A 22,981-nucleotide genomic window follows, 5' to 3' on the forward strand; every position below is an offset into this window, starting at 1 on the left:
CCGCCGAAGCGAAGGACCCGCCGAGAACCTCTGGTCCACGATCCGCCACCACACGTCCAGTTGGTCACTGCTGCTGCGCCTGCTCACGCTCGCGCTCGGCGTTGCCTTGTTGTTGGGCGCGGCCACCGCGCTGATGTGGCTCCTCGGCATGAGGGTCGGCATCGCGGGCTTCGAGGTGGCACCCGCGTCCTGAACCGGTGGCCCTCGTCAACGGTGCCGAGGGCCACCGAACGGCAGTAGCCTCCGGCGGGTGCCCACCGTTCTCGTCATCGGCTTCGACCCGCACACCATCCCCGGCTACGACCCGGACGCCGTCGCCGCGGCCATCGAGCAGGGCAGCAGGCTCGCGGCCGAGCTCGGTCTCGCCGAGGACCTCCACCTCGTCGACTTCGCCCAGCTCGGCGACGCCGCGCTGGCCGGGATCGCCGACCGGCTCAAGGCCAAGCGGTACGACTGCGTGGTCGTCGGTGGCGGCATCCGCAAGCAGCCGGAGCTGCTGGAGGTGTTCCAGCAGGTGGTGAACCTCGTGCACTGGCTCCAGCCGGACGCGGCCATCGCGTTCAACAGCGGGCCGAGCGACAGCGCGGACTGGGTGCTCAAGGCGCTGGAGCAGAGGCGCCAGAACAACCGGCCGTGAACCGCGGCGGCCACGCTTCCGTACCTCTCGTCAGAACTGTGTGCCAAGCGAGCACCGAGTCGGCAGACAGCTCCGCCGGTTCGCCAGGAGGCAACGATGAACACATCACGGAAGCGTTCACAGCAGTGCTGACTGTGTGTTAGCAACGGATCGCCCAAGTCATCGGAAACGTGACGAGAGTCACCGAACGGGTGCCCAGGCTTGCCTGTGCTCGTGACGCGAGGTTACGTTCTCGCCCGCCGATAACGGTTTGGTCACTGGCAGGACACGGGAACCGCAGCTCGACGGGTTCCGCGGGTCCGCCCGGAATCCCCCGCCGGGAACGCCGGAGACCAAGCTCCCCGACGCAGGAGGCTCCCCCTTGGCCCGGCACAGCAAGGCCGCCGGCCGAACCGTGTACACGGTCGTGCCCAAAGCAGAAGTGAAGCCCGGTTCCCACCGCGCCGAGGACGACAAGGTCCCGCTCGCCCACCGCGTGAGCGCCATCGTCGTCGCGGCGGGTGTCGCCGCCGGCACGGCCGCCATCGCCAACGCGGCCACCAGTGGCTCCTCCACCGACCTCGCCGCGGGTGCGGCCGAGCTCGGGGCGGCTCCGCAGACGCAGCAGGCCCTGAAGACCGTGCACGACGTCAACCCCGGCGGTGAGGTCGGGCGCCTGCTGCAGTTCCAGCAGATGTACGCGATGCAGACGTTCGAGCAGGCGAGCAAGATCGCCAAGGACGCGCACGCGCAGCGGGTGGAGGCGGCTCGCGTCGAGGCGGAGCTCCAGGCCGAGATGCGCAAGCCGGCCAAGCAGCGCGAGGTCGAGGGCTGGATCAAGGAAGCCATCAAGGTCCTGCAGGCCAACGGCACCAACATCGACAACAGCAGCCTCGACGAGATCTACACGATCATCATGAAGGAGTCGAACGGCAACCCGAACGCCGTCAACAACTGGGACTCCAACGCGCTGCGCGGCACCCCGTCCAAGGGGCTCATGCAGTGCATCGACCCGACGTTCCGCGCGTACAAGCTGCCGGGGTACGACAACATCCTGGCGCCGGTCGACAACATCATCGCCGGTGTCCGCTACACCTACGCGCGCTACGGCGGCTTCCACAACCACCCGGGTCTGGTCAACATGAACCTGGGCGGCGGGTACCTGGGGTACTGAGAACGGTCGCCCCAGGGTGCGGGAACCCCATCGGCGGGCGATGCTGTCAACAGAGTTCACCCACAAGCATGGCGGCCCTAGCGGGCGCACGCCCGGTAGTGCTCCCATCGAAGCGATCCCCCGAACGCAGGGAGTGGCCGATGAACGAGCAACAGGCACCCGACACCGAGCTGGCGAAGATCCGCTCGGAGGCGACGAGCTGGCTGGCCAAGATGGCCAAGGCCCAGCACCGTCCCAAAGTCGAGCCCCGCAGGCCTGAGCACGACGCCATGACACCCGCGAAGACGCAGTAGCGCAGCACCCGCAGGACCCCGGGAGCGCCTCGGCTACGGCCGGGGCGCTTCTGCTGTGAAGGCCGCCCACAGCAGGTTGAGCGGGTGATCGGCCGGGTGCTTCGACAGTTCGTCCGTTCGGGCGAAAACGCCGACGAGCCGCTCCAGCGAGTCATCTGCGAGCTCGACGACCCGGAGGCCGCCTCCCTCCCGCAGCTCGTTGTTCGACGCCACCACGCCCAAACCGGACGTCACGATCATGGCTCCCTGGACGAGGTTCGAGCGCAGCAGCGAGATGCCGTACTGGATCTCGTCGATCTCCGCGGCGATGTCGATGCTCTGCCGGTAGTCGGGGCCGAACCAGCCGCGCAGGAACTCCGCGATCAGCCCCGCCCCCGGCACCACCAGCGGCAGGGACCGCAGCTGCGGCACCCGCACCCGTTCGCCGACGACCGCGTCCGGCAGGTTCGTCAGCAGCGCCAGGCCGCCGCGCCGCCACTCGATCACGTCGAACTCCGGCCGCTCCCAGCCGGCGCCCGCCCGCGTCACGACGCTGCCGCACACCACGTCGACCTCGCGGGTCTCCAGCTTCGTCCAGATGTCCTTGGTGCGGATGTGCACGACCTTGAGGTCCACGTCGCGCTCGCGGAACTCGTCGGCGACGTGGTGCCACGCCTTCGCGAGCGTGTCCAGCATGTATCGCGTGGTGCCGACGGTGACGGTCGTCCCGAGCTTGCGGCGGCACTCGTGAATTCCGTCGAGCCAGTCCGCGAGCGTCTCCCGCGCCATTTCGACGAGCGACTCACCGGTGGGCGTGAACAGCACGTCTCTTCCGCGTCCCTGCTTCACCACCAGCGGTTCACCGCACAGTTCCCGGAAGTTCCTGTTCAACGTGTCCAGCTGCTTCTGCACGCTCGACTGCTCACGTCCCAGCGCCCGTGCCGCGCGCAGGGCCGACCGGGTCTCGTGCACCGTCAACAGCGTCCTGAGCTGGTCCATCGTGGTGTCCAGGAGAGCGCCGGGCATGTTCAGCAGACGGTGCAGCGAGGTGCTGGTGGGCAGCACCAACTGGGACGAGCCGGACATCGGAACCCTCTCTGGTGTTCTACCGATCAGTTGAACTGAACTTGACCGCAGTTCGCAGACAGATAATCTGCAGATTCTGCCGGTAAATCCCTGGACACTTATCTGGCGGTGTACAAAACTATCCGCGGCGACCACGCGTGGGAGCCGATTCCGGGGGGAATCATTGGGGGGTGGGGGTCCGCCAGGCGCAAGCCGGCGGGCCCCCAAGTATTACCCTCGCTGGTTGTGACGGCTTCCGCTCGCCTGGAATGGGGCACCACCTACCAGGTCACCGTGCTCGAACTCGGACTCGCCTGCTGCGGGGTCGAGGTGATGGCAGCGCTCGACCGCCTTCCCGACCTCGGCGTCACGCCGGTCGACGGCGCGGGCGAGGCGCACGTGCTCGTCGTCTCCGGCACCGTCACGGACGTCATGTTGCCCGCTGTGCTCCGCAGTTACGAGGCCATGCCGGAACCGAAGTACGTGATCTCAGTGGGCGCGTGCAGCAACACCGGCGGTCCGTACTGGGACTCCTACAGCGTCACCAAGGGCATCGACCAGGCGCTGCCGGTCCACGTCGCCGTTCCCGGCTGCCCGCCGCGGCCGGAAGCGCTGCTCGAAGGCCTCAAGGCGCTGCACCGGCTGGTGAACGCGTGACCGCCACCCCGAAGACCGCGTTCGGCCAGACCGTCCACCACGTGGAGCTGGCCGACTGGCTCGCCGTGGCCACCGCGCACCACGGGCAGGGCTTCGTCATGTTCGACTGGCTCGGCGTCGAGGACGCGGGCCGGCCGGGCGCCGCCGGACAGCGGCACGCGGTGTTCCTGCACGTCATCGACCCGCGGACGCGCGAAGGCGTCATGGCGCGCACCGAGGTCGGCGAGCAGGAGGTGCTGCCGAGCGTCGCCCACCTGTGGAAGGGCGCAGAGTGGCACGAGCGCGAGGCGGCCGAGATGTTCGGCATCACGCTCACCGCGCCCGCGGACCACCTGCTGCTGCCCGAGAGCTTCGAGGGCCATCCGCTGCGCAAGGACTTCGTGCTGGCCGCACGGGTGGTGCGCCCATGGCCGGGCCGCCTGGAGCCGGGCGAGGACAACACCAGCGCGCCGAGCCGCCGCCGCACCGCACCACCCGGAGTGCCGGACCCGTCGTGGGGCCCGCGCCGTGAAGAGGAAGGCACGTCATGACCGGGCCGGAGAACAGCCTTCCGCCGCGCACGAGGGGCGTTATCGCGCTGTTGGAGGCCAACTGCACCGTGTGCATGATCTGCGCGCGCGAGTGCCCCGACTGGTGCATCCACATCACGTCGCACACCGAGGTCGAACAGCAGCCAGGCAGTGCCCGGCCGCGCAGCCGCAACGTGCTCGACCGGTTCGCGATCGACTACGGCCAGTGCCTGTACTGCGGCATCTGCGTCGAGGTCTGCCCGTTCGACGCCCTGCACTGGGCGCCGGAGTTCGGCTATCCGGGCACGGGCTCGCTCGACGGCGACGGTGCCGTGGCCGAGCTCGTCCACGAACGGGACGTGCTCGCCACGTGGGTCGACCAGGTGCCGCCGCCACCGGCGCTCGACCCGGCCGCGGAGCCCGCACCGGAGACGGCCACCGGAACTGGCAGGCGTCCGGGTTCGTTGAGGGGTAGGACGTGAAGAACCCGGAGGCGGAACCGTGCACAAGCACATCAACGGGTTGAAGACGGCCTTGCTGCTCGGCGGGATGAGCGCGCTGATCATCGTGATCAGCAGCCTGTTCGGCCGCACGGCACTGGTCATCGGCCTGCTGTTGGCCTTGGGCGTGAACGCCTACGCGTACTTCAACTCCGACAAGCTCGCGCTGCGGGCGATGCGGGCCAGGCCCGTGTCCCAGGTGGAGCAGCCGGTCATGTTCGCGATCGTGCGCGAGCTGTCGCAGAAGGCCAGGCAGCCCATGCCGCGGCTGTACCTGAGCCCCACGGTCGCCCCGAACGCGTTCGCGACGGGCCGCAACCCGCGCAACGCCGCCGTGTGCTGCACGACCGGCATCCTGGACCTGCTCGACGAACGCGAGCTGCGCGCCGTGCTGGCCCACGAGCTCGCCCACGTCTACAACCGCGACATCCTGATCAGCTGCGTGGCCGGCGCGCTCGCCGGCGTGATCACGATGCTCGCGAACCTCGCCCTGTTCGCCGGGATCTTCGGCGGCGACGACGGTGACGACGACGGCCCCGGCCCGCTCGGCCTGCTGCTGATCGCGCTGCTCGGCCCGATCGCCGCGACCGTCGTGCAGCTGGCCGTGAGCCGGTCGCGCGAGTTCCAGGCGGACGCGTCCGGCGCCGAGCTCTCCGGCGACCCGCTGGCCCTCGCCTCGGCACTGCGCAAGATCGAGCTCGGGACGCGGGCGGCGCCGCTCGCACCGGAACCGGAGGTGGTGTCGCAGAGCCACCTGATGATCGCGAACCCGTTCCGTTCGGGGGAGCAGTTCGCGAAGTGGTTCTCGACCCACCCGCCGATCGCCGACCGCATCCGCAGGCTCGAGGAGATGGCCAGGCGCTAGCGCGTGCTCTGCGCCACGGCCATCAGGTACTCGCCGTAACCGGACTTGCCGAGCTTCTCACCGAGCGCGTAGCACTCCTGCGCGGAGATGAACCCCATGCGCAGTGCGATCTCCTCGGGACAAGCGATGCGCACGCCCGTGCGGTGCTCCAGCACCTGCACGAACTGCCCGGCCTCCAGCATCGAGTCGTGCGTGCCGGTGTCGAGCCACGCGAACCCGCGGCTCAGCTCCACCAGCTGCGCCCGCCCCTCGCGCAGGTAGCGCAGGTTGACGTCGGTGATCTCCAGCTCGCCCCGCGCCGACGGCTTCAGGTTCGCGGCGATGTCCAGCACACCGTTGTCGTAGAAGTAGAGCCCGGTGATCGCCCGGTTTGACTTCGGCTGCTTCGGCTTCTCCTCGATGGAGATGAGCTTGCCGAACGCGTCCACCTCGCCCACGCCGTACCGCTCCGGGTCCTTCACCTGGTACCCGAACAGCACACAGCCGTCCAAAGAGGACGCGTGCTGCTGCAGGGTGCTGGAGAAGCCCTGGCCGTAGAAGATGTTGTCGCCCAGCACCAGCGCCACGTCGTCACCACCGACGAAGCCCGCGCCGATGACGAACGCCTCGGCCAGCCCGTTCGGAGCCGCCTGCTCGGCGTACTCGAAGCGCATGCCCCACTGCGACCCGTCACCCAGCAGCCGCCGGAACAGCGGCAGGTCGACCGGGGTGGAGATGATCAGCACCTCCCGGATGCCGGCCAGCATCAGCACCGACAGCGGGTAGTAGATCATCGGCTTGTCGTAGACCGGCAACAGCTGCTTCGAGACGGCCTGCGTGATCGGGTGCAGGCGCGTCCCGCTGCCACCGGCGAGGACGATGCCCTTCACCGGTAGTTGGTGAACTGAAGGGCAATGCCGAAGTCCGAGCCCTTCAACAGGGCGATGACGTCCTGCAGGTGGTCCTTCTTCTTGCCCGACACCCGCAGCTGGTCACCCTGGATCTGCGCCTGCACACCCTTCGGCGCCTCGTCGCGGATCTTCTTCGCGATCTCCTTGGCCTTCTCCGACGAGATGCCCTGCACGAGGTTCCCCGTGACCTTGAACACCTTCCCGGACACCGCCGGCTCACCCACCTCGAACGCCTTCATCGAGATGTTGCGCTTCACCAGCTTCTCCTGGAAGACGTCGATCGCCGCCTTGCAGCGCTCCTCGGTCTCCGAGGTGAAGGTGATCGCCTCCTCGCCGGCCCAGGCCACAGTGGTGCCGGTGCCGCGGAAGTCGAAGCGCGTGCTCAGCTCCTTGGCCGCCTGGTTGAGCGCGTTGTCGACCTCCTGCCGGTCCACCTTGCTCACCACGTCGAACGACGGGTCCGCCACGACTTCACTCCTCAACGATCTCGGGGTCTTCGTGCAGCACCGATGCTACTGGGGGACCCCGATTTGAGGCCGCCCGACGGGGTTATGTATTGTTCCCACCGCACCGTTACGACGGTGTGGGGCGGGTTGCCCGAGCGGCCAATGGGAGCGGACTGTAAATCCGTCGCGAAAGCTACAGAGGTTCGAATCCTCTACCCGCCACTCGACGCCAGGGGTCTCTGTCTGCGGACAGGGACCCCTCGTCGTTTTCCGGCTCAGCTCGTCCGATCGGGACTGAGCTCGAACGCTCACCCGTGCCGCGGAGCCGGTTCCACGCCGCGGCGGCGCGCGATGTCGGTCATGTTCTCCTCGCCCCAATCGCCCAACGGCAGCAGTGCGTCGTTCAGCCGCGTGCCCTGCGGCGTCAGCGAGTACTCGACGCGCGGCGGTACCTCGTGGAACACCTCGCGGTGCACGATCCGGTCCGCCTCCATCTCGCGCAGCACCTGGATGAGCATCTTCTCGCTGATGCCGGACACCGAGCGGCGCAGTTCGCCGGTGCGCATCGGGCCGTGGTGCAGGGCCCAGAGGATCAGGGCCTTCCAGCGGCCGCCAATCACGTCGATGGCCGCGTCGAGGCCGCACGAGTACGTCCGTGGTTTCATGCTCGATCCTTACCAAAAGGTGGGTACCTGACAAAATAGTAGGTACTTGTCGTTCTGTCAGTGTCGGCACGACGATTTCGGCCATGGGGACCAAGAAATCGGTGAGCGTGCTCGGCCTCGGCCGCATGGGCAGCGCGCTCGCCTGCGCCCTGGTCGAAAAGGGCTACGACGTGACGGTGTGGAACAGGTCGGCGGACAAACCAACGCCGGCCGGCACGACGAGGGTGCGCACGACCGAGGAAGCGTTCGAGGCGGACGTCGTGGTGACGTGCCTGACCTCCTACGCGGTGCAGCAGCCGTTGCTCAGCAAGAACATCAGGACGCTGGTCAACCTCACCAGCGGCACGCCGGAGGAGGCGCGGGCCACCGCGCGGTGGGCGTCGGACAACGGGGTCGAGTACGTCGACGGCGTGATCATGGCCGTGCCGCAGCAGATCGGGACGCCGGGTGCGCGGATCTTCTTCAGCGGCAACGAGGAACACCACGTGCTGGACGCATTCGGCGAGCCGGTGCACGTGGGGGCGGACGCCGGGCTGGCCGCGCTGTACGACCTCGGGTTGCTCGGGATCATGTGGGCGACGTTCGCCGGGTACCTGCAGGCGGTCGCGTTGCTGGGCACGGAGGGCATCACGCCGCAGCAGTTCACGCCGATGGTTGCGCAGTGGCTGAACGAGCTCGGCGGCATGCTGCCGGAGATGGGGGAGGAGACGCGGCACCGGAGCTACGAGACCGAGGTGTCCGCTTTGGACATCAACGTGGCCGGGCTGCGCATGCTCACCGAGGCCAACCGGGAGCAGGGGCTCGACACCGCGCTGCCGCAGGCGTTGCACGACCTGTACCGGCGCGCGCAGGAGCAGGGGCACGGCACGCACAGCATCGCGAGCGTCATCGAGGTGATCAGGTGAGGTACCAGGGGAAGAAGGCCGTCGTCACCGGCGGCACGCACGGCATGGGGCGCGCGGTCGTGGACAGGCTGCTCGAACAAGGCGCCGAGGTGCTGCTGACCGGGCGCAAGGCCGACGACGTCGAGCACGGCCTCTCGATGGACGCCGCGAACCTCGGCGACATCGCACGGCTCAGGGACGAGGCGAGGCGCCGGTTCGGCACCATCGACCTGCTCTTCGTCAACGTCGGCTTCTCCACGCTGACGCCGTTCGCGCAGACCGGCGAGGCCGACTACGACACGACGTTCGACGTGAACACGAAGGGCGCTTTCTTCACCGCCCAGCTGCTCGCGCCGCTGGTCGTCGAGGGTGGCTCGATCGTCTTCACCACCAGCGTCGCCACGGTGCTGGGGTCGCCGGGGCTGAGCGTCTACGCCGGGGCCAAGGCCGCGGTCAGGGCGTTCGCCAGGGGGCTCGCGGCGGAGCTGGCGCCGCGGGTCAGGGTCAACGTCGTCAGCCCCGGGTTCATCGACACCCCGTCGATGGGCGTGACCGGTGTGCCGGACGAGGTCGTCCAGCAGTTCAAGGAAGAGGGCGACCGGATCACGCCGCTCAAGCGGCACGGCACGTCCGACGAGGTGGCGAAAGCCGTGCTGTTCCTCGCGTTCGAGGCGACCTTCACGACCGGGTCGGAGCTCGCCGTCGACGGTGGTCTCGGCCAGGGCGTCAGCGCCTGAGGAGAAGTTCTCGCGCCGGCCTGTCACACGTTCGCCGCCCGCCGGGTCAACAGGGCACAGGCGACGAAGACAGGGAGAACGAACCATGAGGATTGCCAACCCGGTGCTGAGCGTTCCCGGTGCGATGCAGGCGCTGCTGGCGTTGTCCGAGGCGGCCGCGACCACCGGGGTCGACAAGGACCTCGCGGAGCTGATCTGCCTGCGGGTCAGCATCATGAACGGCTGCGGGGCCTGCATCGACCACCACACCAGGCTGCTGCGCGAGGCGGGCGTCGAGGACCAGAAGATCTGGGCGATCGCGGGGTGGCGGGACGTGCCGTACTACACCGACGCGGAGAAGGCGGCGTTCGCGCTGGCCGAGCAGGTGACGCACGTGCACGTCAGCGACGAGGTGTGGAACGGGGCCGCGGAGCACTTCGACGAGGAGCAGCTGGCCGGGCTCATGCTCGTGATCGGCGCGATCAACCTGTGGAACCGCATGAACGTCGGCACCCAGCAGAAAGCCGGCTGATCCGGCGTCTCGAAGAGCGAGGCCGGCGCGCAAGAGCTTCCTCTCCCTTGCGTGCCGGCCTCACGGCGCAGCATACCTCATGTCGAACAAATGTTCGATCATCAGGCGATCAACTCGCCGCGAGCGCGGCGCGTCCGTCCTCGGTCAGCTCGGCGCACACGCGGTGCTCGAACCGGGTCGGTTCGGCCGCGCGCAGCAGTCCCGCGTGGACGAGGTCGTGCGTCGCCGTCTGGTCGCAGCACGGCAGGCCGTCGACGTACAGCTCCGGTTCCGAGCCGCCCGTCACCTCGGCCCTGCCTGCCTCGACAGCCTTCAGCATCGCGCGGGCTCTTCCGCTGAGCTCCATCTCGACCCCCAGGTGTGGTGTCCGGTCCACTTGTCCCTTTGTCGAAAAGAGTCCGCATTCGTTCCACAAGTACGGGTCGGTCCGGGTTCTTCACGGTTGCGAACGCCGTGAGCTTGACCCAGTAGGCCGTTCGGGTCACGGCGACACGCCGGGGGAGGACCTCAGCGCGGGCCGGCGCACCCACGTCGTCCAGCGCGGCCGGTAGCCGTGCGAGTACCAGAACGGCGTCGAGCGCGGGTTCGGCAGCGCGTGGTGCAGCAACGTCGACGCCACGCCTGCCCCGTCCAGTACCGCGTGGGCGTGCGCGACGAGGGCGCTGCCGGCGCCGCTGCCGCGGGCGTCGGGTCGCACGCCGAGGTGGCCGAGGTAGGCGAACGGCCGCTGCTCGGCGAACCGGTCCATCCACCCCGCGTGCCGCGGCAGGTCCACGTAGACCATCCCGACGGGCGTGCCGCCGTGGACCGCGAGCCACATCGCCTCGTGGTCGCGGTCGAGCACCTCGGCCAGCGCCGCCCGCAGGTGCTCCGCGCCGTTCGCGCGCACGGTGACCATGCCGAACTCGGCGTCGTACCGGACCGTGTGCAGGTTCAGCTCGACCGCGACGTCCAGGTCGGCGCGGGTCGCGGGGCGCACCGCGACGGTCGAGGGCCGCGCAGGGGCGGTCCGCCCGGCGAGGCGTTCCGCGACCACCGTGAGCGGGGCGAAGCCGTGGTGCAGCAACGGCGCCGCGGTCGCCGTCTCGTGGCTCGGCACGGTCACGAGCGCCGCGGTGTCGGGGTCGTCGAGACCGGTGAGCCGGGGCTCCCACTCGTCGAGCAACGCGGGCAGGTCGCAGCCGGGCCGCCAGTGCAGCCGGTGCACCCGCAGCGGCCCCCAGGTCGCCCCGATCGAGCCGGGGTCCGTCTCGGTGAAGGAGAAGTCGTCGTCCACTGGCCACTTCTACCTGGCAGGGTCGGTCCGGTGGAGATATTCGTGGTGGACTCGTTCACCGACAAGCGCTTCGCGGGCAACCCGGCCGGGGTCGTCCTCCTGACCGAACCGCGCGACGACGTGTGGATGCAGCACGTCGCCGCCGAGATGAAGCACGCCGAGACGGCCTTCGTCACCCCCGACAACCACCTGCGCTGGTTCACCCCGGAGGTCGAGGTCGACCTCTGCGGGCACGCCACGCTGGCCACCGCACACGTGCTCGGCGGCGAGCAGAGGTTCACCACGCGTAGCGGTGTGCTCACCTGCGTACCCGACAACGGGTGGATCCGGATGGACTTCCCGGCCGATCCACCTGAGTTGACTGACCCGCCAGTCGGACTAGCGGAGGCGCTCCCACATGCGACGATCAAGTCCGTCGCGGTCGGCCGCTTCGACTACCTGATCGAGCTCGGCAGCGCGGAGGAGGTCCGTTCCCTGCGGCCCGACGTCCAAGGACTGGCACAGATGTCGTCACGCGGAGTGATCGTCACGGCGGTCGGCGATGGCGAGGCGGACATCGTCAGCCGGTGCTTCTACCCGGCCGTCGGCATCCCGGAGGACCCCGTCACCGGATCGGCGCACTGCACGCTCGCGTCCTACTGGATGCCCCGGTTGCAGCGCGCTGACCTGCTGGCGGAGCAGGCGTCGGCGCGCGGCGGGTTCGTCAGGGCTGCTCTCGCCCAAGATCGGGTGCTGCTCTCCGGGCAGGCCGTGACGGTGCTCCAGGGGCGTCTGACCGACTAGCCACGTCTGGGTGAACAGGCGTCACGCGGGGTGCTCGACCTGCCATTTCGTCCCCCGAGCGGGGTACTCTGGTGCCCCTGGAGGGGTCCTGATCATCAAGTACGGGACCCCTCAGTCACGCCTGAGCGTCCCCACCCCAGGCCGACGAGGAGGCTGGATGTCCGACCGAGCGTCGGCCCCCGTGTCGAACTCGGCCGCCTGGTCGGCCAAGTCGACCAACCGCGCGTTCAGCGCGTTCGCCGTCACCCTCCTGGTGGCCGGCGTCGTGTGCGCGGGCATGGTCGCGGCCTGGCTCCCCGAGGAGGAGCACACCTCGCTCTTCTGGATCGGCCCGCTGCTCGTCGTCGGCTTCCTGCTGGCCGAGCAGCTCGCGATCAACGTCGACGTCCGCAGCGGCGTCGCCTGGACCATCTCCTTCACCGAGATCCCGCTGGTGCTCGGCCTGCTGGTGGCCCCGTTCGAGATCGTCCTCGCCGCGCACGTAGTCGCGGGCGTGGGCACGCTGCTGGGCAGGCGGATCCTGGACCGCGCCGTCTACAACGCGGGCCTGATGTTCATGGAGATCTCCATCGCGTTCGCCGCGGCGGCCGTGGTGAACCGGGTGGTCGGCGAGGGCGGGCCGTTCTGGGCGGGCGCGTTCGTCGGCACGATCACGGTGCCGCTGCTCGCGAGCGTCCTGGGCCTCTGCGCCCTGCGGCTCATGGGCAAGTCGATGCGGGTGGGCAACAGCCTCCGCCTCGTGCTCCAGACGCTCGTCGTGGCGCTGCTCAACACCTCGGCCGGCCTCGTCGGCTACCAGATCGTCTCGACCACGCAGTGGGGCGGCCTGCTGATCGTCCTGGTGCTCGCCGGGATCATCGCCACCTACCTCGCCTACTCCGGGCTGCTGCGCGAACAGCGCGACCTGGAGGCGCTGAGCGAGGTCAGCCTCCGCGTCGCGCGGTCGGGCCAGCACGGCACCGGCCCGCGCCAGCCCGACGACGACCTCACCGCGAACGTCGAAGAGGACGAGTGGCAGCTCATCGCGGAACGCATCCGCGAGCAGCTCAACGCCAACCGGGTCGTGCTGCGCCTGCGCACCGACCCGCAGGAAGCCATGATCACCCTCGTCGCCGGCGAACCGCTGCCGGAGGAGATGACCACGACGGACCCGCGGGCCGTGCGCGAGGACCCGGTCCTGCAGTTGCCTGGCACGCACGTCCGCTACTACCGCGTGGCCGACGCGACCGAAGACGTCACCGAGGCCCTGCTGCGCCGCGACGTGCAGGAGGCGCTGGTCGTGCCGTTGCGCGGCGCGACCCAGCTGCTCGGCGCGGTCGAGGCGCACGACCGGCTCTCCCGGTGGCGCGGCTTCGGCAAGGCCGACATCCAGCTGCTGCGCACCCTCGCCTCCCACCTCGCGACCGCCGTGGACAACCGGCGGCTGCTCGCCCGCCTGCGCCACGACGCCTACCACGACCCGCTGACCGGCCTGCTCAACCGCGCGGGCTTCCGCGAGGCCTGCGCCGAACCGCTGCGCGAGTCGAAGAGGGGCGTGGTGCTGCGCATCGACCTCGACGTCCTGTCGACGGTCTCCGACGCGCTCGGCCAGGCCTGGGGCAACCGCATGGTCGTCGCCGCCGGGCGCAGGCTGCGCGACGCGCTGGGCGCCGACGTGCCGCTGGCCCGCCTGGAGGGCGGCGCGTTCGCGGCGTTCTTCGACGACGAGCGGGCGGCAACGGCCCACGAGATCGCCGACCGGCTCCGCGCGGGCCTGTCCGTGCCGTACCCCGTCGACCGGCTGACCGTCGAGGCCTCCGCCGTCGTGGGCTACGCGTCCAAAGCGGACTCCGAGACCGAGGACCCCGACCCCGACGCGTTGCTGCAGCGGGCGGACGTCGCCGTGCGCGCCACGACGGAGGGAACGCCGGTGCGGGCCTACGCACCGAGCATGGGCCAGATCTTCCTGCGCCGCTTCCAGCTCGTGACGCAGTTCCGCCAGGCCGTCGAGACCGGGCAGATCTCCGTGCACTACCAGCCGAAGGTCGCCCTGCCCTCACGCCAGGTCGTGGGCGCGGAGGCGCTGGTGCGCTGGACGCACCCCGAGTTCGGCCGCGTCGACCCGGACGAGTTCGTGCCGGCCGTCGAGGCCACCGGCCTGGTGGACGTGCTGACGGACTTCGTGATGGACCGCGCCCTGGAACGGGTGCGCCGCTGGCTCGACCGCGGGCTGCGGATGTCCATCGCGGTCAACCTGTCCGTGCGGACGCTGGGCGACGAGGACTTCCCCAACCGCGTGGCGGCCGCGCTGGAACGCCACGACGTGCCCTCCGGCCTGCTGACCTTCGAGCTCACCGAGTCCGGCGTCATGGCCGACCCCGAGCGCGCCCTGCCGGTGCTGCGGCGCCTGCACGCGATCGGCGTCGTGCTGGCGGTCGACGACTTCGGCACCGGCTACTCCTCGCTGGCCTACCTGCGCCAGCTGCCGGTGGACGAGGTGAAGATCGACAAGTCGTTCGTGCTCGGCATGGGCACCGACCTCGGCGACATGGCCGTGGTGCGCTCGATCGTCGAGCTCGGTCACTCGCTCGGTCTCGTCGTGGTCGCCGAGGGCGTGGAGGACGACGCCGCGCGCGACCAGCTGGTCGGCATGGGCTGCGACGTCGCGCAGGGGTACCTGATCTCCCGGCCGCTCTCCGAAGATCGCTTCGAGGCGTGGCTGCGGGCACGAACGGTGCAGGTCAGGGGTGCTCGCGATGAGACGGTGCTCACCTTGGTCCACTGAAGGGACCCCCGGATTTCGTTCTTGGTGGACGGGTGTTGTAGAGTTCTCCTCGCTCGGCAAGAACGAAAGAGCAAGCCCCTTTAGCTCAGTCGGCAGAGCGTCTCCATGGTAAGGAGAAGGTCTACGGTTCGATTCCGTAAAGGGGCTCCACTACTGGCCGCGGTGCTGAGCATCGCGGCTGTGGTGTGTTAAAGCGGTGTAGCTCAGTTGGTAGAGCAAGCGGCTCATAATCGCTGTGTCGCCGGTTCAAGTCCGGCCACCGCTACGTGAGTGGGTGAGGTGTGCTGGCGGAGAGCGCCAGCCGTCCTCACTCCGCCATGATTTTGGGGGCCGAGCCCCCAGACCCCCGGGCAGCACCCTCGCTGCCCATCCCCGCCAGGCGGTAAGCCCGCACTGGGTTGTCCGGGGTTCGCGTGCTCTCAGGAAGGCAAGGACCGTGGCTGCAACCGACGTACGCCCGAAGATCACCCTCGCGTGCGAGGAGTGCAAGCACCGGAACTACATCACCAGGAAGAACCGGCGCAACGACCCGGACCGCCTGGAGGTCAAGAAGTTCTGCCCGAACTGCAAGACGCACCGCGCGCACAAGGAAACCCGCTGAGCGCGTAGCGAGTCTTTCGGCGAGGCCCGTCCCACACCGTGGGGCGGGCCTCGCCGCATATAGGCTCATTCGGTGCCTCTGGACCCCGCCTTCATCGGACGTAGTTATCCGCCGTCGCAGCCGTACGACGTGAGCCGCGAGAAGATCCGCGAGTTCGCCGACGCGATCGGTGCCGACAGCCCGGCTCATCGCGACGCGGAAGCGGCGAAGGCGCTGGGGTACGGAGACGTCATCGCGCCGCCGACGTTCGCGATCGTGGTGTCGATGAAGACCAACGAGACGGTCATGTTCGACCCGGAACTGCAGCTCGACTACAGCCGGGTCGTGCACGGCGACCAGAACTTCGTCCACCACCGGCCCATCACCGCGGGCGACCAGCTCGTGTGCGTGGCGCACATCGACGGCATCGTGGCCCGCATGGGCAACGACATGGTGACCGTCCGGACCGAGATCAGCACGGCCGAGGGCGAGCCGGTCACCACCGCCAGGTCGATGCTCGTCGTGAGGGGAGAAGACGCGTGAGCCACGAAGTCGGGACCGTGCTGCCGGCCCTGTCCGTCCGCTTCACGCGCGCCGACCTGGTGCGCTACGCGGGCGCCTCGCTGGACTTCAACCCCATCCACTGGAACGAGAAGACCGCGAAGGACGTCGGCCTGCCCGACGTCATCGCCCACGGCATGCTCACGATGGCCGTGGCGTCGCGGATCGTCGCGGAGTGGATCGGCGACCCCGGTGCGATCGTCGAGTACGGCTGCCGCTTCGGCCGGCCGGTCGTGGTGCCCAACGACGACGAGGGCGCGCTGGTCGAGGTGACCGCGAAGGTCACCAAGGACCTCGGCGACGGAACTGTGAAGGTCAACATCAACGCGGCTTTTGACGGCAAGTCGGTGTTGACGGGCGCGTTCGCCCGCGTGCGCGTGGCCTGACGATGTGATCAACGACACCGCCGGGCCACCCGGTCCGGTGGTGTTTGCCGTGCTCACGGGAGGTTCTGGTCACACCGCCGCCGCGGTTGCCCGACCCTGATTCGTCTTCTCGGCACTCGTGTGGGTAGGGTGTGCGACAGGCCGCTCGACAGATGCTTGGGCGGTCTGGTTGGAATGGACGGGGCAGGCTCCCGTACACTTCCTGCGTGGCCAGGGGATCTCTCGCAGATCCCGAAGGGGCGTAGCTCAACTGGCAGAGCAGCGGTCTCCAAAACCGCAGGTTGCAGGTTCAAGTCCTGTCGCCCCTGCTGTCGAAGCGTCATGGGTGGAGTGGAGGACGGCATGAGCGAGGGCCGCGAGCAGGACCAGCCGGAGGAGCGCGAAGGCGCTGTCCGGCCGTCCACTGCTGCGGCGCGGCGTGAACGTCGTGCCTCCTCTCGCCCGGCCGCCCGCAAGGACGGCAGCAGCGCTGAGTCGAAGAAGAGCGCCGTCAAGTCCGACGACTCGGACGACGACGCCAAGAAGGGTCGCCCGACGAAGACCCGTGATGGACAGGAGAAGGGCCCCTCGCTGATCGGGCGGTTCTTCCGCTACATCCGCGAGGTCATCAGCGAACTCCGCAAGGTGATCTGGCCGACGCGCAAGCAGCTCGTCACGTACACCGGCGTAGTCCTGGTGTTCGTGGTCGTGATGGTCGCGCTGGTGTGGGCTCTCGACCTCGGCTTCGGCGCGGCTGTTTTCGAGTTGTTCGGCTGAGCCGGACAGCTGCCGCTGCAACCAGGAAGCGAGATCCACAGTGAGCTCCGACAACGGCGTTGACGCCCAGGAGAAGACCGACCTCATCGACGACGAGGTGTCCGAGGACACCGCGGCCGACGAGACGGTCGAGTCGGAGGCTGTGGACTCCGAGGACGCCGCTGACGCCGACGTCGCGGACGAGGCCGACGAAGACGAGGCCGAGGACGTCGACGTCCTCGCCATCGACGAGACCCCGATCGACGAAGAGATCGCCGACCCCGCCGAAGAGCTGCGCCAGGCCCTGCGCCACGCGCCCGGCGACTGGTACGTCGTGCACTCGTACGCCGGTTACGAGAACAAGGTCAAGGCCAACCTCGAGACCCGCATCCACACGCTCGACATGGAGGACTACATCTTCCAGGTCGAGGTGCCGACCGAAGAGGTCACCGAGATCAAGAACGGCCAGCGCAAGCTGGTGCAGCGCAAGGTGCTGCCCGGCTACATCCTGGTCCGCATGGAGCTCACCGACGCGTCCTGGAGCGCCGTCCGCAACACGCCGGGCGTGACCGGGTTCGTCGGGGCCACCTCCAAGCCCTCGCCCCTCACGATCGACGAGGTGCTGAAGTTCCTGCTCCCGCAGGGCGAGCAGAAGCCGGCAGAGGGCAAGAAGGCCGCCTCCACCACCGCGCCGAAGCCGACCATCGAGGTCGACTTCGAGGTGGGCGAGTCGGTCACCGTCATGGACGGCCCGTTCGCCACGCTGCCCGCCACGATCAGCGAGGTCAACGCGGACGGCCAGAAGCTGAAGGTCCTGGTGTCGATCTTCGGCCGGGAGACGCCGGTCGAGCTGTCGTTCAGCCAGGTCTCCAAGATCTGAGCGGTTCCCTCGAAAGAGGAACCGATCGGCCACGCTGCGGCTGGCAGGGCCGCGCGCGGACACCGCAATAACAGGAAGTACGGACATGCCACCCAAGAAGAAGAAGCTGTCAGCGATCATCAAGCTGCAGATCAAGGCTGGTGCCGCCAACCCGGCGCCGCCCGTCGGTCCCGCGCTTGGTCAGCACGGCGTCAACATCATGGAGTTCTGCAAGGCCTACAACGCCGCGACCGAGTCGCAGCGCGGTCAGGTCGTGCCGGTCGAGATCTCGGTCTACGAAGACCGCTCGTTCGACTTCAAGCTGAAGACCCCGCCGGCCGCGCGCCTCATCCTCGCCGCCGCCGGCGTCGACAAGGGATCGGGCGAGCCGCACCGCGTCAAGGTCGCCAAGGTGACCATGGAGCAGGTGCGCCAGATCGCGCAGACCAAGATGGTCGACCTGAACGCGAACGACGTCGACCAGGCCGCGAAGATCATCGCCGGCACCGCCCGTTCCATGGGCATCACGGTCGAAGGCTGATCTTTCTCTTTCGCAAGCGTGGGAGAGCCGAGCGCGGCTCATTCACCACGACTGATCCACGGTTAGGACAGAGTCATGAAGCGCAGCAAGGCCTACAAGGCCGCAGCCGAGCTGGTGGACCGGGAGCGGCTGTACTCGCCGCTGGAGGCCGCCAAGCTCGCCAAGGAAACGTCCAAGGTGAAGCTGGACTCGACCGTCGAGGTCGCGATTCGCCTCGGCGTCGACCCCCGCAAGGCCGACCAGATGGTCCGCGGCACCGTGAACCTGCCGCACGGTACGGGCAAGACCGCCCGCGTGATCGTCTTCGCAACCGGTGACAAGGCCGCAGAGGCCGAGGCCGCCGGTGCGGACGCCGTCGGCGCCGAAGACCTCATCGAGCGCATCCAGGGTGGCTGGCTCGACTTCGACGCCGCGATCGCGACCCCCGACCAGATGGCGAAGGTCGGCCGCATCGCCCGCATCCTCGGCCCGCGTGGCCTGATGCCGAACCCCAAGACCGGCACCGTGACCCCCGAGGTCGCGAAGGCGGTGAACGACATCAAGGGCGGTAAGATCAACTTCCGCGTCGACAAGCAGGCCAACCTGCACTTCGTGATCGGCAAGGTGTCGTTCGACCCCGAGAAGCTGGTCGAGAACTACGCCGCGGCTCTGGACGAGGTGCTCCGCGCCAAGCCGTCCGCGGCCAAGGGCCGGTACGTCAAGAAGGTCACCGTCTCCACGACGATGGGCCCCGGCATCCCGGTCGACCCGAACCGCACCCGCAACATGCTGGTGGACGAGGCCTGAGCCTCGCGGTTCTGAAGCACCCGTGAAAGGCCCCCGGCGCACGCCGGGGGCCTTTTGCCTGCGTCGCTCAGTGCTGCTCGACGGGCGGTGAGGCCCGCTTCCGCCGCTCCGGCTGCCACGTCTGCCGGTAGTCGCTGGGCGACACCCCGACCTGCTTCAGGAAGTGGTGCCGCAGGTTGTTCGCCGTGCCGATGCCGCTCAACGCCGCGATCTTCTCCACCGGCAGGTCGGTCGACTCCAGCAGCGCCTGCGCCCTGGCGATGCGTTCGTTGAGCAGCCACTGCAACGGCGTGGTTCCGGTGGCCGCGTGCAGGCGGCGGTAGAACGTCCGCGGGCTCACGGCGGCGCGGCGGGCCAGGGCGTCGATGGTCAGCGGTTCGTCCAGGCGTTCGCGAGCCCAGTCGAGGGCCGCGGTCATGCCCGCGCTCGTGAGGACGTTGCCGTCGTCGACGTGGAGGACCGAGTCGTCGACCCGCACCGCGGGGTAGCGCTCGGCGAGCAGTGCGGTGTGCATCCAGTGGGCCGTTGCCCTGCGGCCGTCGAGGAGGCCCGCTTCGGCCAGTGCGAAGGCGCCGACGCAGAGGGAGACGATGCGGGCGTCGGCCTCGTGTGCTTCGCGGAGGGCGGAGACCAGGGCGGGTGGGACCGGGGCGTTGTCCTCGATGACCTCCTCCGGCACCCACGGGACGATGACGGTGTCCGCTCGTGCGAGGGTCGGGGTGCGGCGTGCCGAAGACGGCCGCGAGGATGCCCAGTTCGTAGAGGTCCAGGACGCCGAAGTCGTCGGGCACGACCAGGGCGACGGAGCCGGCGGTCATGCGACCCAGCCTATGGCAGGAATTTGATGGACGGGGGCATTCCGGTCACTGGTTGCGGTGATCACCGGTGGCGAAGCTGGAGCCATGACAACTGAGGCGATCACGGTGCTGGGGCTGGGCAACCTCGGACGTGCCGTGGCGGAGGCGTTCCTGCGGGGCGGGCACCCCGCGACGGTGTGGAACCGTTCTGCCGCAAAGGCTTTGGCGCTCGTGGAGGGTGGTGCGACCGCGGCGGCCACCGTCGGGGAGGCGGTCGCGGCGGGTGAGCTCGTGGTCGTGGCCGTGCTCGACCAGCGGGCGGTGCGGGAGGTGCTGCACGGGGTGGACGTGCGGGGGCGGGCGTTGGTGAACCTCACCTCCGGCACGCCGGACGAGGCGCGCGCGGTGGCGCGGTGGGCCGGGGAGAACGGCGCGGAGTACCTGCACGGCGCGGTCTACGCGGTGCCGCAGACGATCGGGACCGCGGCGTCGTCGATCAACTGCAGCGGTTCCGCCGCGGTGCACGAGCGGTGGCGGGAGCGGTTGGGGCTGCTCGGGAAGGTCACGTTCCTCGGCGCCGACGCCGGGCGCGCGTCCGGGTACGACGTGGCGGTCCTGGCCGGGATGTACGGGCTGATCGGCGGGTTCCTGCACGCGGCGGCGCTGGCGCGGGCCGGTGGCATCAAGGCCACCGAGCTCACGCCGATGTTGTTGTCGTGGCTGGTGGACCTGCACCCCGCGCTGGTCGCGTTCGCCGAGGAGGTCGACTCGGCCGCCTGCGCCGGCGGGGAGTCGAGCCTCGCGATGAACCAGAGCGGGCTGGCCACGCTGATCCGCGCCGCCGAGGCGCAGGGCGTGCCGTTCGCGGGGCTCGACGCCGTCAAGGCGCTGGTCGACCGGCAGGTCGCCGAAGGGCGGGGCGCGGAGAGCCTGGCCCGTGCCGTCGAGTCCCTCGGCGGCTCACCCCGGCGTGCGGGCTGACAGCAGGAACACCGGGCGAGCCGCCCTGCTCAACCGCAGGTGCTCGGGTTCCAGTCGGTGATGACCCAGCCGGAGCCGACCTTCTCGACGACGAACGTGCCCAGCCGCGGGCCGCCCTCGACGGTCAGCGCGCAGGAGTCGATGGTGACCTTGGTGGAGGTCGGGGTCTTCAGCATCTCGGGCGGGAACATGACCTGCTGGTACCGGTCGACGTTGGTGACCTGCGCCCGCAGCCCCTTCACCGCGGCGGCGCAATCGCTTGCGCCGTGGGCGTTCGCGAACTTCTGGCGGGTGTCGTCGCGCAGGATCAGCGTGCAGGCGCGGGTCGTGTCGGCGAAGGAGACGTGCTTGTAGAACATGCCGACGGTGCCCTGCAGGCCCGCGGGTGCGGACAGTCCCTGTGCCGCACCGGTCACGCCGCCGCTGTCCTGCGCGATGTCGCCGGGGTCGTCGGTGCCGAAGAAGTGGTTGTAGGCCCAGATCGCCGAGCCCAGCACGACGAGGAACGTCAGCACGCGCCAGAAGAGCGCGCTGCCGAGGATGAACAGCACCCACCGCAGCCGGTTGCCGGGGCCCGGCCTGGGTGCCTGCGGCGCTTGGCCGGTGGCCTCCTGGTAGCGCTGGAACTCCTGGAAGCGCTGGAACTCCTGGAACTGCCGGAGCTGTTCGGGGTCCATCGGGGGCTGCGGCGGCTGCGGGGGCTGCCGGGGTGCGAGATCCTTGCCGGGCTCGTCCGTCACAGGTCACATCATGCCGATTTGGAGTGGCCGTACACAGTCGAGTACTCTTTTCCTGGTTCTACCGAAGACCGCTGGTTTTCTCCGCGAGGAGAACGAAGGCCCCGTTGCAACACGGGCGGCCCGCGCAGGGAGGACGAGGCTCAGCTTGTCGTGACGCCCCGTGCTGCTTGTGCGCGTGGGCGTTTTTGTTGTTTCGGAGCCTTCTCGAACCGGCGGTCACCCAGCCCAGAGAGGAGGCGATCATGGCGAAGCCCAGCAAGGTTACGGCGGTCGCTGAGCTCGCGGACCAGTTCCGCAGCAGCTCGGCAGCGGTTGTCACCGAGTACCGTGGCCTCTCCATGGCGCAGCTCACGACGCTGCGTCGCGCTCTCGGCGCGGGCACCAAGTACACCGTCGCGAAGAACACGCTGGTCAAGCTGGCCGCCGCGGACGCCGGCATCGAGGGCCTCGAGGCTCTCCTGTCCGGTCCGACCGCCATCGCGTTCGTCGAGGGCGAGCCCGTCGACGCCGCCAAGGCGATCCGCGACTTCGCGAAGGACAACAAGGCCCTGATCATCAAGGGCGGCTTCATGGATGGCCGCCCGCTCTCGGTCGACGAGGTCACGGCTATCGCCGACCTCGAAAGCCGTGAGGTGCTGCTCGCGAAGCTCGCGGGCGCGATGAAGGGCAACCTGGCCAAGGCCGCGGGTCTGTTCAACGCCCCGGCTTCCCAGGTCGCTCGCCTGGCTGCTGCCCTGCAGGAGAAGAAGGCCGAGTCGGCTCCCGCCGCCGAAGCCGACGCTCCCGCCGAAAGCTGATCACCCGAAGACACACCCGACGCTTTCGCGCGGGAAATTAGAAAGGACCGCCGATCATGGCGAAGCTCAGCACCGAAGAGCTGCTCGACGCGTTCAAGGAGATGACCCTCCTGGAGCTGTCGGCGTTCGTGAAGCAGTTCGAGGAGACCTTCGAGGTCACCGCCGCGGCTCCGGTCGCCGTCGCTGCCGCCGGCCCGGCCGGCCCCGCCGCCGCCGAGGTCGAGGAGAAGGACGAGTTCGACGTCGTCCTCGAGTCCGCCGGTGACAAGAAGATCCAGGTCATCAAGGTCGTCCGCGAGGTCGTCTCGGGCCTGGGCCTGAAGGAGGCCAAGGAGCTGGTCGAGTCCGCTCCGAAGCCGATCCTCGAGGGTGTCGCGAAGGACGTCGCGGACGCCGCCAAGGAGAAGCTCGAGGCCGCCGGCGCCAAGATCACCCTCAAGTGATCCGGGCCCCCTCGGGGGCTTGGCGTTCAGCCGCTTGAAACGGGCGTGCACCCACAACGGGGGTGCACGCCCGTTTTGCTGTGTCCGGACCTTCACGACATGCGCCGTGTGACCGTTTCACGAGGTCACGCTCAGTGCTGTTATCCGAACGCAACCGCCAT

The 22,981-nt window shown here is 69.1% G+C and carries 30 protein-coding genes, 4 tRNA genes and 1 pseudogene; 27 read left to right on the forward strand and 8 right to left on the reverse strand.

From position 1 onward, the window contains the following. The 4 genes from ACZ7CH_RS03540 to ACZ7CH_RS03555 form a co-directional block, all read left to right on the forward strand. The coding region (locus ACZ7CH_RS03540) for a hypothetical protein (protein WP_470373080.1) at positions 1–193 on the forward strand (193 nt) is incomplete at its 5' end. A 57-nt stretch (positions 194–250) separates the two neighbouring features. Beyond that, on the forward strand, positions 251–637 hold the full coding sequence (locus ACZ7CH_RS03545) for a hypothetical protein (RefSeq protein ID WP_470373081.1): 387 nt from the start codon (positions 251–253) through the stop codon (positions 635–637). Positions 638–1,043: 406 nt separating this feature from the next. Further along, on the forward strand, positions 1,044–1,790 hold the full coding sequence (locus ACZ7CH_RS03550; RefSeq protein ID WP_360401819.1) for a transglycosylase SLT domain-containing protein: 747 nt from the start codon (positions 1,044–1,046) through the stop codon (positions 1,788–1,790). A gap of 140 nt (positions 1,791–1,930) precedes the next feature. Next, the gene (locus ACZ7CH_RS03555; protein WP_360401822.1) at positions 1,931–2,083 is read left to right on the forward strand and encodes a hypothetical protein; all 153 of its coding nucleotides are present in this window, start codon (positions 1,931–1,933) and stop codon (positions 2,081–2,083) included. 33 nt (positions 2,084–2,116) lie between these two features. Here the strand turns inward: ACZ7CH_RS03555 and ACZ7CH_RS03560 are convergent, their stop codons facing one another. Further along, positions 2,117–3,148: a LysR family transcriptional regulator gene (locus ACZ7CH_RS03560; protein WP_360401825.1), complete on the reverse strand. Its 1,032-nt coding sequence runs from the start codon at positions 3,146–3,148 to the stop codon at positions 2,117–2,119. 225 nt (positions 3,149–3,373) lie between these two features. On the opposite strand from ACZ7CH_RS03560, the gene ACZ7CH_RS03565 reads away from it, so the two are divergent. Genes ACZ7CH_RS03565 through htpX form a run of 4 tightly spaced genes read left to right on the forward strand, consistent with a single transcriptional unit; the run spans position 3,374 to position 5,658 of the window. Further along, positions 3,374–3,784: an NADH-quinone oxidoreductase subunit B gene (locus ACZ7CH_RS03565; RefSeq protein WP_470373082.1), complete on the forward strand. Its 411-nt coding sequence runs from the start codon at positions 3,374–3,376 to the stop codon at positions 3,782–3,784. Next, positions 3,781–4,314: an NADH-quinone oxidoreductase subunit C gene (locus ACZ7CH_RS03570; RefSeq protein WP_470373083.1), complete on the forward strand. Its 534-nt coding sequence runs from the start codon at positions 3,781–3,783 to the stop codon at positions 4,312–4,314. Before ACZ7CH_RS03565 ends, ACZ7CH_RS03570 begins: the two co-directional genes overlap by 4 nt. Beyond that, entirely contained in the window at positions 4,311–4,775 is a 465-nt protein-coding gene (locus tag ACZ7CH_RS03575) for a 4Fe-4S binding protein (RefSeq protein WP_470373084.1), read from the forward strand. The genes ACZ7CH_RS03570 and ACZ7CH_RS03575 overlap by 4 nt, the downstream gene beginning before the upstream one ends. Before the next feature lie 19 nt (positions 4,776–4,794). Next, on the forward strand, positions 4,795–5,658 hold the full coding sequence (htpX, locus tag ACZ7CH_RS03580; RefSeq protein WP_470373085.1) for a zinc metalloprotease HtpX: 864 nt from the start codon (positions 4,795–4,797) through the stop codon (positions 5,656–5,658). On the opposite strand, the gene rfbA is transcribed toward htpX, so the two are convergent. Continuing rightward, positions 5,655–6,527 carry a glucose-1-phosphate thymidylyltransferase RfbA gene (rfbA, locus tag ACZ7CH_RS03585; RefSeq protein ID WP_470373086.1) on the reverse strand — a complete coding sequence of 291 codons (873 nt, stop codon included), beginning with the start codon at positions 6,525–6,527 and terminating at the stop codon, positions 5,655–5,657. The two genes, htpX and rfbA, sit on opposite strands and share 4 nt — an antisense overlap. Beyond that, positions 6,524–7,015 carry a YajQ family cyclic di-GMP-binding protein gene (locus tag ACZ7CH_RS03590; RefSeq protein ID WP_470373087.1) on the reverse strand — a complete coding sequence of 164 codons (492 nt, stop codon included), beginning with the start codon at positions 7,013–7,015 and terminating at the stop codon, positions 6,524–6,526. Before ACZ7CH_RS03590 ends, rfbA begins: the two co-directional genes overlap by 4 nt. A gap of 120 nt (positions 7,016–7,135) precedes the next feature. Here ACZ7CH_RS03590 and ACZ7CH_RS03595 point away from each other — a divergent pair. After that, positions 7,136–7,216 (forward strand) — tRNA-Tyr (locus tag ACZ7CH_RS03595). Positions 7,217–7,302: 86 nt separating this feature from the next. Here the strand turns inward: ACZ7CH_RS03595 and ACZ7CH_RS03600 are convergent. After that, entirely contained in the window at positions 7,303–7,659 is a 357-nt protein-coding gene (locus ACZ7CH_RS03600; protein WP_470373088.1) for a winged helix-turn-helix transcriptional regulator, read from the reverse strand. Between the two features lie 83 nt (positions 7,660–7,742). On the opposite strand from ACZ7CH_RS03600, the gene ACZ7CH_RS03605 reads away from it, so the two are divergent. The 3 genes from ACZ7CH_RS03605 to ACZ7CH_RS03615 all read left to right on the forward strand — a co-directional run bounded on the left by ACZ7CH_RS03605 (position 7,743) and on the right by ACZ7CH_RS03615 (position 9,791). Further along, on the forward strand, positions 7,743–8,564 hold the full coding sequence (locus tag ACZ7CH_RS03605; protein ID WP_470373089.1) for an NAD(P)-dependent oxidoreductase: 822 nt from the start codon (positions 7,743–7,745) through the stop codon (positions 8,562–8,564). Then, positions 8,561–9,280, forward strand: coding sequence for an SDR family NAD(P)-dependent oxidoreductase (locus ACZ7CH_RS03610; protein ID WP_470373090.1), 720 nt, complete (start codon positions 8,561–8,563; stop codon positions 9,278–9,280). The genes ACZ7CH_RS03605 and ACZ7CH_RS03610 overlap by 4 nt, the downstream gene beginning before the upstream one ends. 85 nt (positions 9,281–9,365) lie before the next feature. Further along, positions 9,366–9,791 carry a carboxymuconolactone decarboxylase family protein gene (locus ACZ7CH_RS03615; protein WP_360401853.1) on the forward strand — a complete coding sequence of 142 codons (426 nt, stop codon included), beginning with the start codon at positions 9,366–9,368 and terminating at the stop codon, positions 9,789–9,791. Positions 9,792–9,900: 109 nt separating this feature from the next. Here ACZ7CH_RS03615 and ACZ7CH_RS03620 read toward each other — a convergent pair whose 3' ends face one another. Further along, positions 9,901–10,110: a hypothetical protein gene (locus ACZ7CH_RS03620; protein ID WP_458430167.1), complete on the reverse strand. Its 210-nt coding sequence runs from the start codon at positions 10,108–10,110 to the stop codon at positions 9,901–9,903. Between the two features lie 162 nt (positions 10,111–10,272). Then, entirely contained in the window at positions 10,273–11,067 is a 795-nt protein-coding gene (locus ACZ7CH_RS03625; protein ID WP_360401859.1) for a GNAT family N-acetyltransferase, read from the reverse strand. Between the two features lie 30 nt (positions 11,068–11,097). On the opposite strand from ACZ7CH_RS03625, the gene ACZ7CH_RS03630 reads away from it, so the two are divergent. The 12 genes from ACZ7CH_RS03630 (at position 11,098) to rplA (ending at position 19,062) form a co-directional block, all read left to right on the forward strand. Beyond that, a complete protein-coding gene (locus tag ACZ7CH_RS03630) occupies positions 11,098–11,850 on the forward strand; it encodes a PhzF family phenazine biosynthesis protein (RefSeq protein ID WP_470373091.1) in 753 nt (250 codons plus the stop codon). Positions 11,851–12,007: 157 nt separating this feature from the next. Further along, the gene (locus tag ACZ7CH_RS03635) at positions 12,008–14,614 is read left to right on the forward strand and encodes a putative bifunctional diguanylate cyclase/phosphodiesterase (protein WP_360401865.1); all 2,607 of its coding nucleotides are present in this window, start codon (positions 12,008–12,010) and stop codon (positions 14,612–14,614) included. Positions 14,615–14,688: 74 nt separating this feature from the next. Next, positions 14,689–14,764: transfer RNA gene (locus ACZ7CH_RS03640), tRNA-Thr, on the forward strand. Positions 14,765–14,806: 42 nt separating this feature from the next. Then, a tRNA-Met gene (locus tag ACZ7CH_RS03645) sits at positions 14,807–14,879 on the forward strand. A 171-nt stretch (positions 14,880–15,050) separates the two neighbouring features. Beyond that, positions 15,051–15,215 (forward strand): 50S ribosomal protein L33, encoded by a 165-nt coding sequence (rpmG, locus tag ACZ7CH_RS03650; RefSeq protein ID WP_053733184.1) that lies wholly within the window; start codon positions 15,051–15,053, stop codon positions 15,213–15,215. Between the two features lie 72 nt (positions 15,216–15,287). Continuing rightward, positions 15,288–15,737, forward strand: coding sequence for a MaoC family dehydratase N-terminal domain-containing protein (locus ACZ7CH_RS03655; RefSeq protein ID WP_360401868.1), 450 nt, complete (start codon positions 15,288–15,290; stop codon positions 15,735–15,737). Next, positions 15,734–16,141, forward strand: coding sequence for a MaoC/PaaZ C-terminal domain-containing protein (locus tag ACZ7CH_RS03660; RefSeq protein WP_470373092.1), 408 nt, complete (start codon positions 15,734–15,736; stop codon positions 16,139–16,141). Before ACZ7CH_RS03655 ends, ACZ7CH_RS03660 begins: the two co-directional genes overlap by 4 nt. A gap of 235 nt (positions 16,142–16,376) precedes the next feature. After that, positions 16,377–16,449, forward strand: a tRNA-Trp gene (locus tag ACZ7CH_RS03665). Between the two features lie 34 nt (positions 16,450–16,483). After that, positions 16,484–16,897, forward strand: a complete 414-nt coding sequence (gene secE / locus ACZ7CH_RS03670) for a preprotein translocase subunit SecE (RefSeq protein WP_360401874.1) — start codon at positions 16,484–16,486, stop codon at positions 16,895–16,897. Positions 16,898–16,937: 40 nt separating this feature from the next. Further along, positions 16,938–17,756 (forward strand): transcription termination/antitermination protein NusG, encoded by an 819-nt coding sequence (gene nusG / locus ACZ7CH_RS03675; protein ID WP_360401877.1) that lies wholly within the window; start codon positions 16,938–16,940, stop codon positions 17,754–17,756. A gap of 85 nt (positions 17,757–17,841) precedes the next feature. Next, positions 17,842–18,276 carry a 50S ribosomal protein L11 gene (gene rplK, locus ACZ7CH_RS03680; RefSeq protein WP_360401880.1) on the forward strand — a complete coding sequence of 145 codons (435 nt, stop codon included), beginning with the start codon at positions 17,842–17,844 and terminating at the stop codon, positions 18,274–18,276. A 75-nt stretch (positions 18,277–18,351) separates the two neighbouring features. Next, a complete protein-coding gene (gene rplA / locus ACZ7CH_RS03685; protein ID WP_360401883.1) occupies positions 18,352–19,062 on the forward strand; it encodes a 50S ribosomal protein L1 in 711 nt (236 codons plus the stop codon). Positions 19,063–19,129: 67 nt separating this feature from the next. On the opposite strand, the pseudogene ACZ7CH_RS03690 reads toward rplA, so the two are convergent. Continuing rightward, positions 19,130–19,774: pseudogene (locus tag ACZ7CH_RS03690) on the reverse strand (GlxA family transcriptional regulator); the annotation flags it as partial. Between the two features lie 190 nt (positions 19,775–19,964). Here ACZ7CH_RS03690 and ACZ7CH_RS03695 point away from each other — a divergent pair. Next, complete coding sequence (locus ACZ7CH_RS03695; RefSeq protein WP_470373093.1) at positions 19,965–20,840, forward strand: NAD(P)-dependent oxidoreductase; 876 nt, start codon at positions 19,965–19,967, stop codon at positions 20,838–20,840. A gap of 29 nt (positions 20,841–20,869) precedes the next feature. Here the strand turns inward: ACZ7CH_RS03695 and ACZ7CH_RS03700 are convergent, their stop codons facing one another. Beyond that, positions 20,870–21,580, reverse strand: coding sequence for a hypothetical protein (locus ACZ7CH_RS03700; RefSeq protein WP_458430172.1), 711 nt, complete (start codon positions 21,578–21,580; stop codon positions 20,870–20,872). Between the two features lie 242 nt (positions 21,581–21,822). Between ACZ7CH_RS03700 and rplJ the strand changes: the two genes are divergently transcribed. Both rplJ and rplL read left to right on the forward strand, forming a co-directional pair. Next, a complete protein-coding gene (gene rplJ / locus ACZ7CH_RS03705) occupies positions 21,823–22,377 on the forward strand; it encodes a 50S ribosomal protein L10 (RefSeq protein ID WP_360402183.1) in 555 nt (184 codons plus the stop codon). A gap of 56 nt (positions 22,378–22,433) precedes the next feature. Beyond that, positions 22,434–22,820, forward strand: a complete 387-nt coding sequence (rplL, locus tag ACZ7CH_RS03710) for a 50S ribosomal protein L7/L12 (protein ID WP_360402180.1) — start codon at positions 22,434–22,436, stop codon at positions 22,818–22,820. The last annotated feature ends 161 nt before the right edge of the window (positions 22,821–22,981 follow it).

The sequence above is a fragment of the Lentzea sp. NPDC037011 genome (assembly GCF_055607425.1).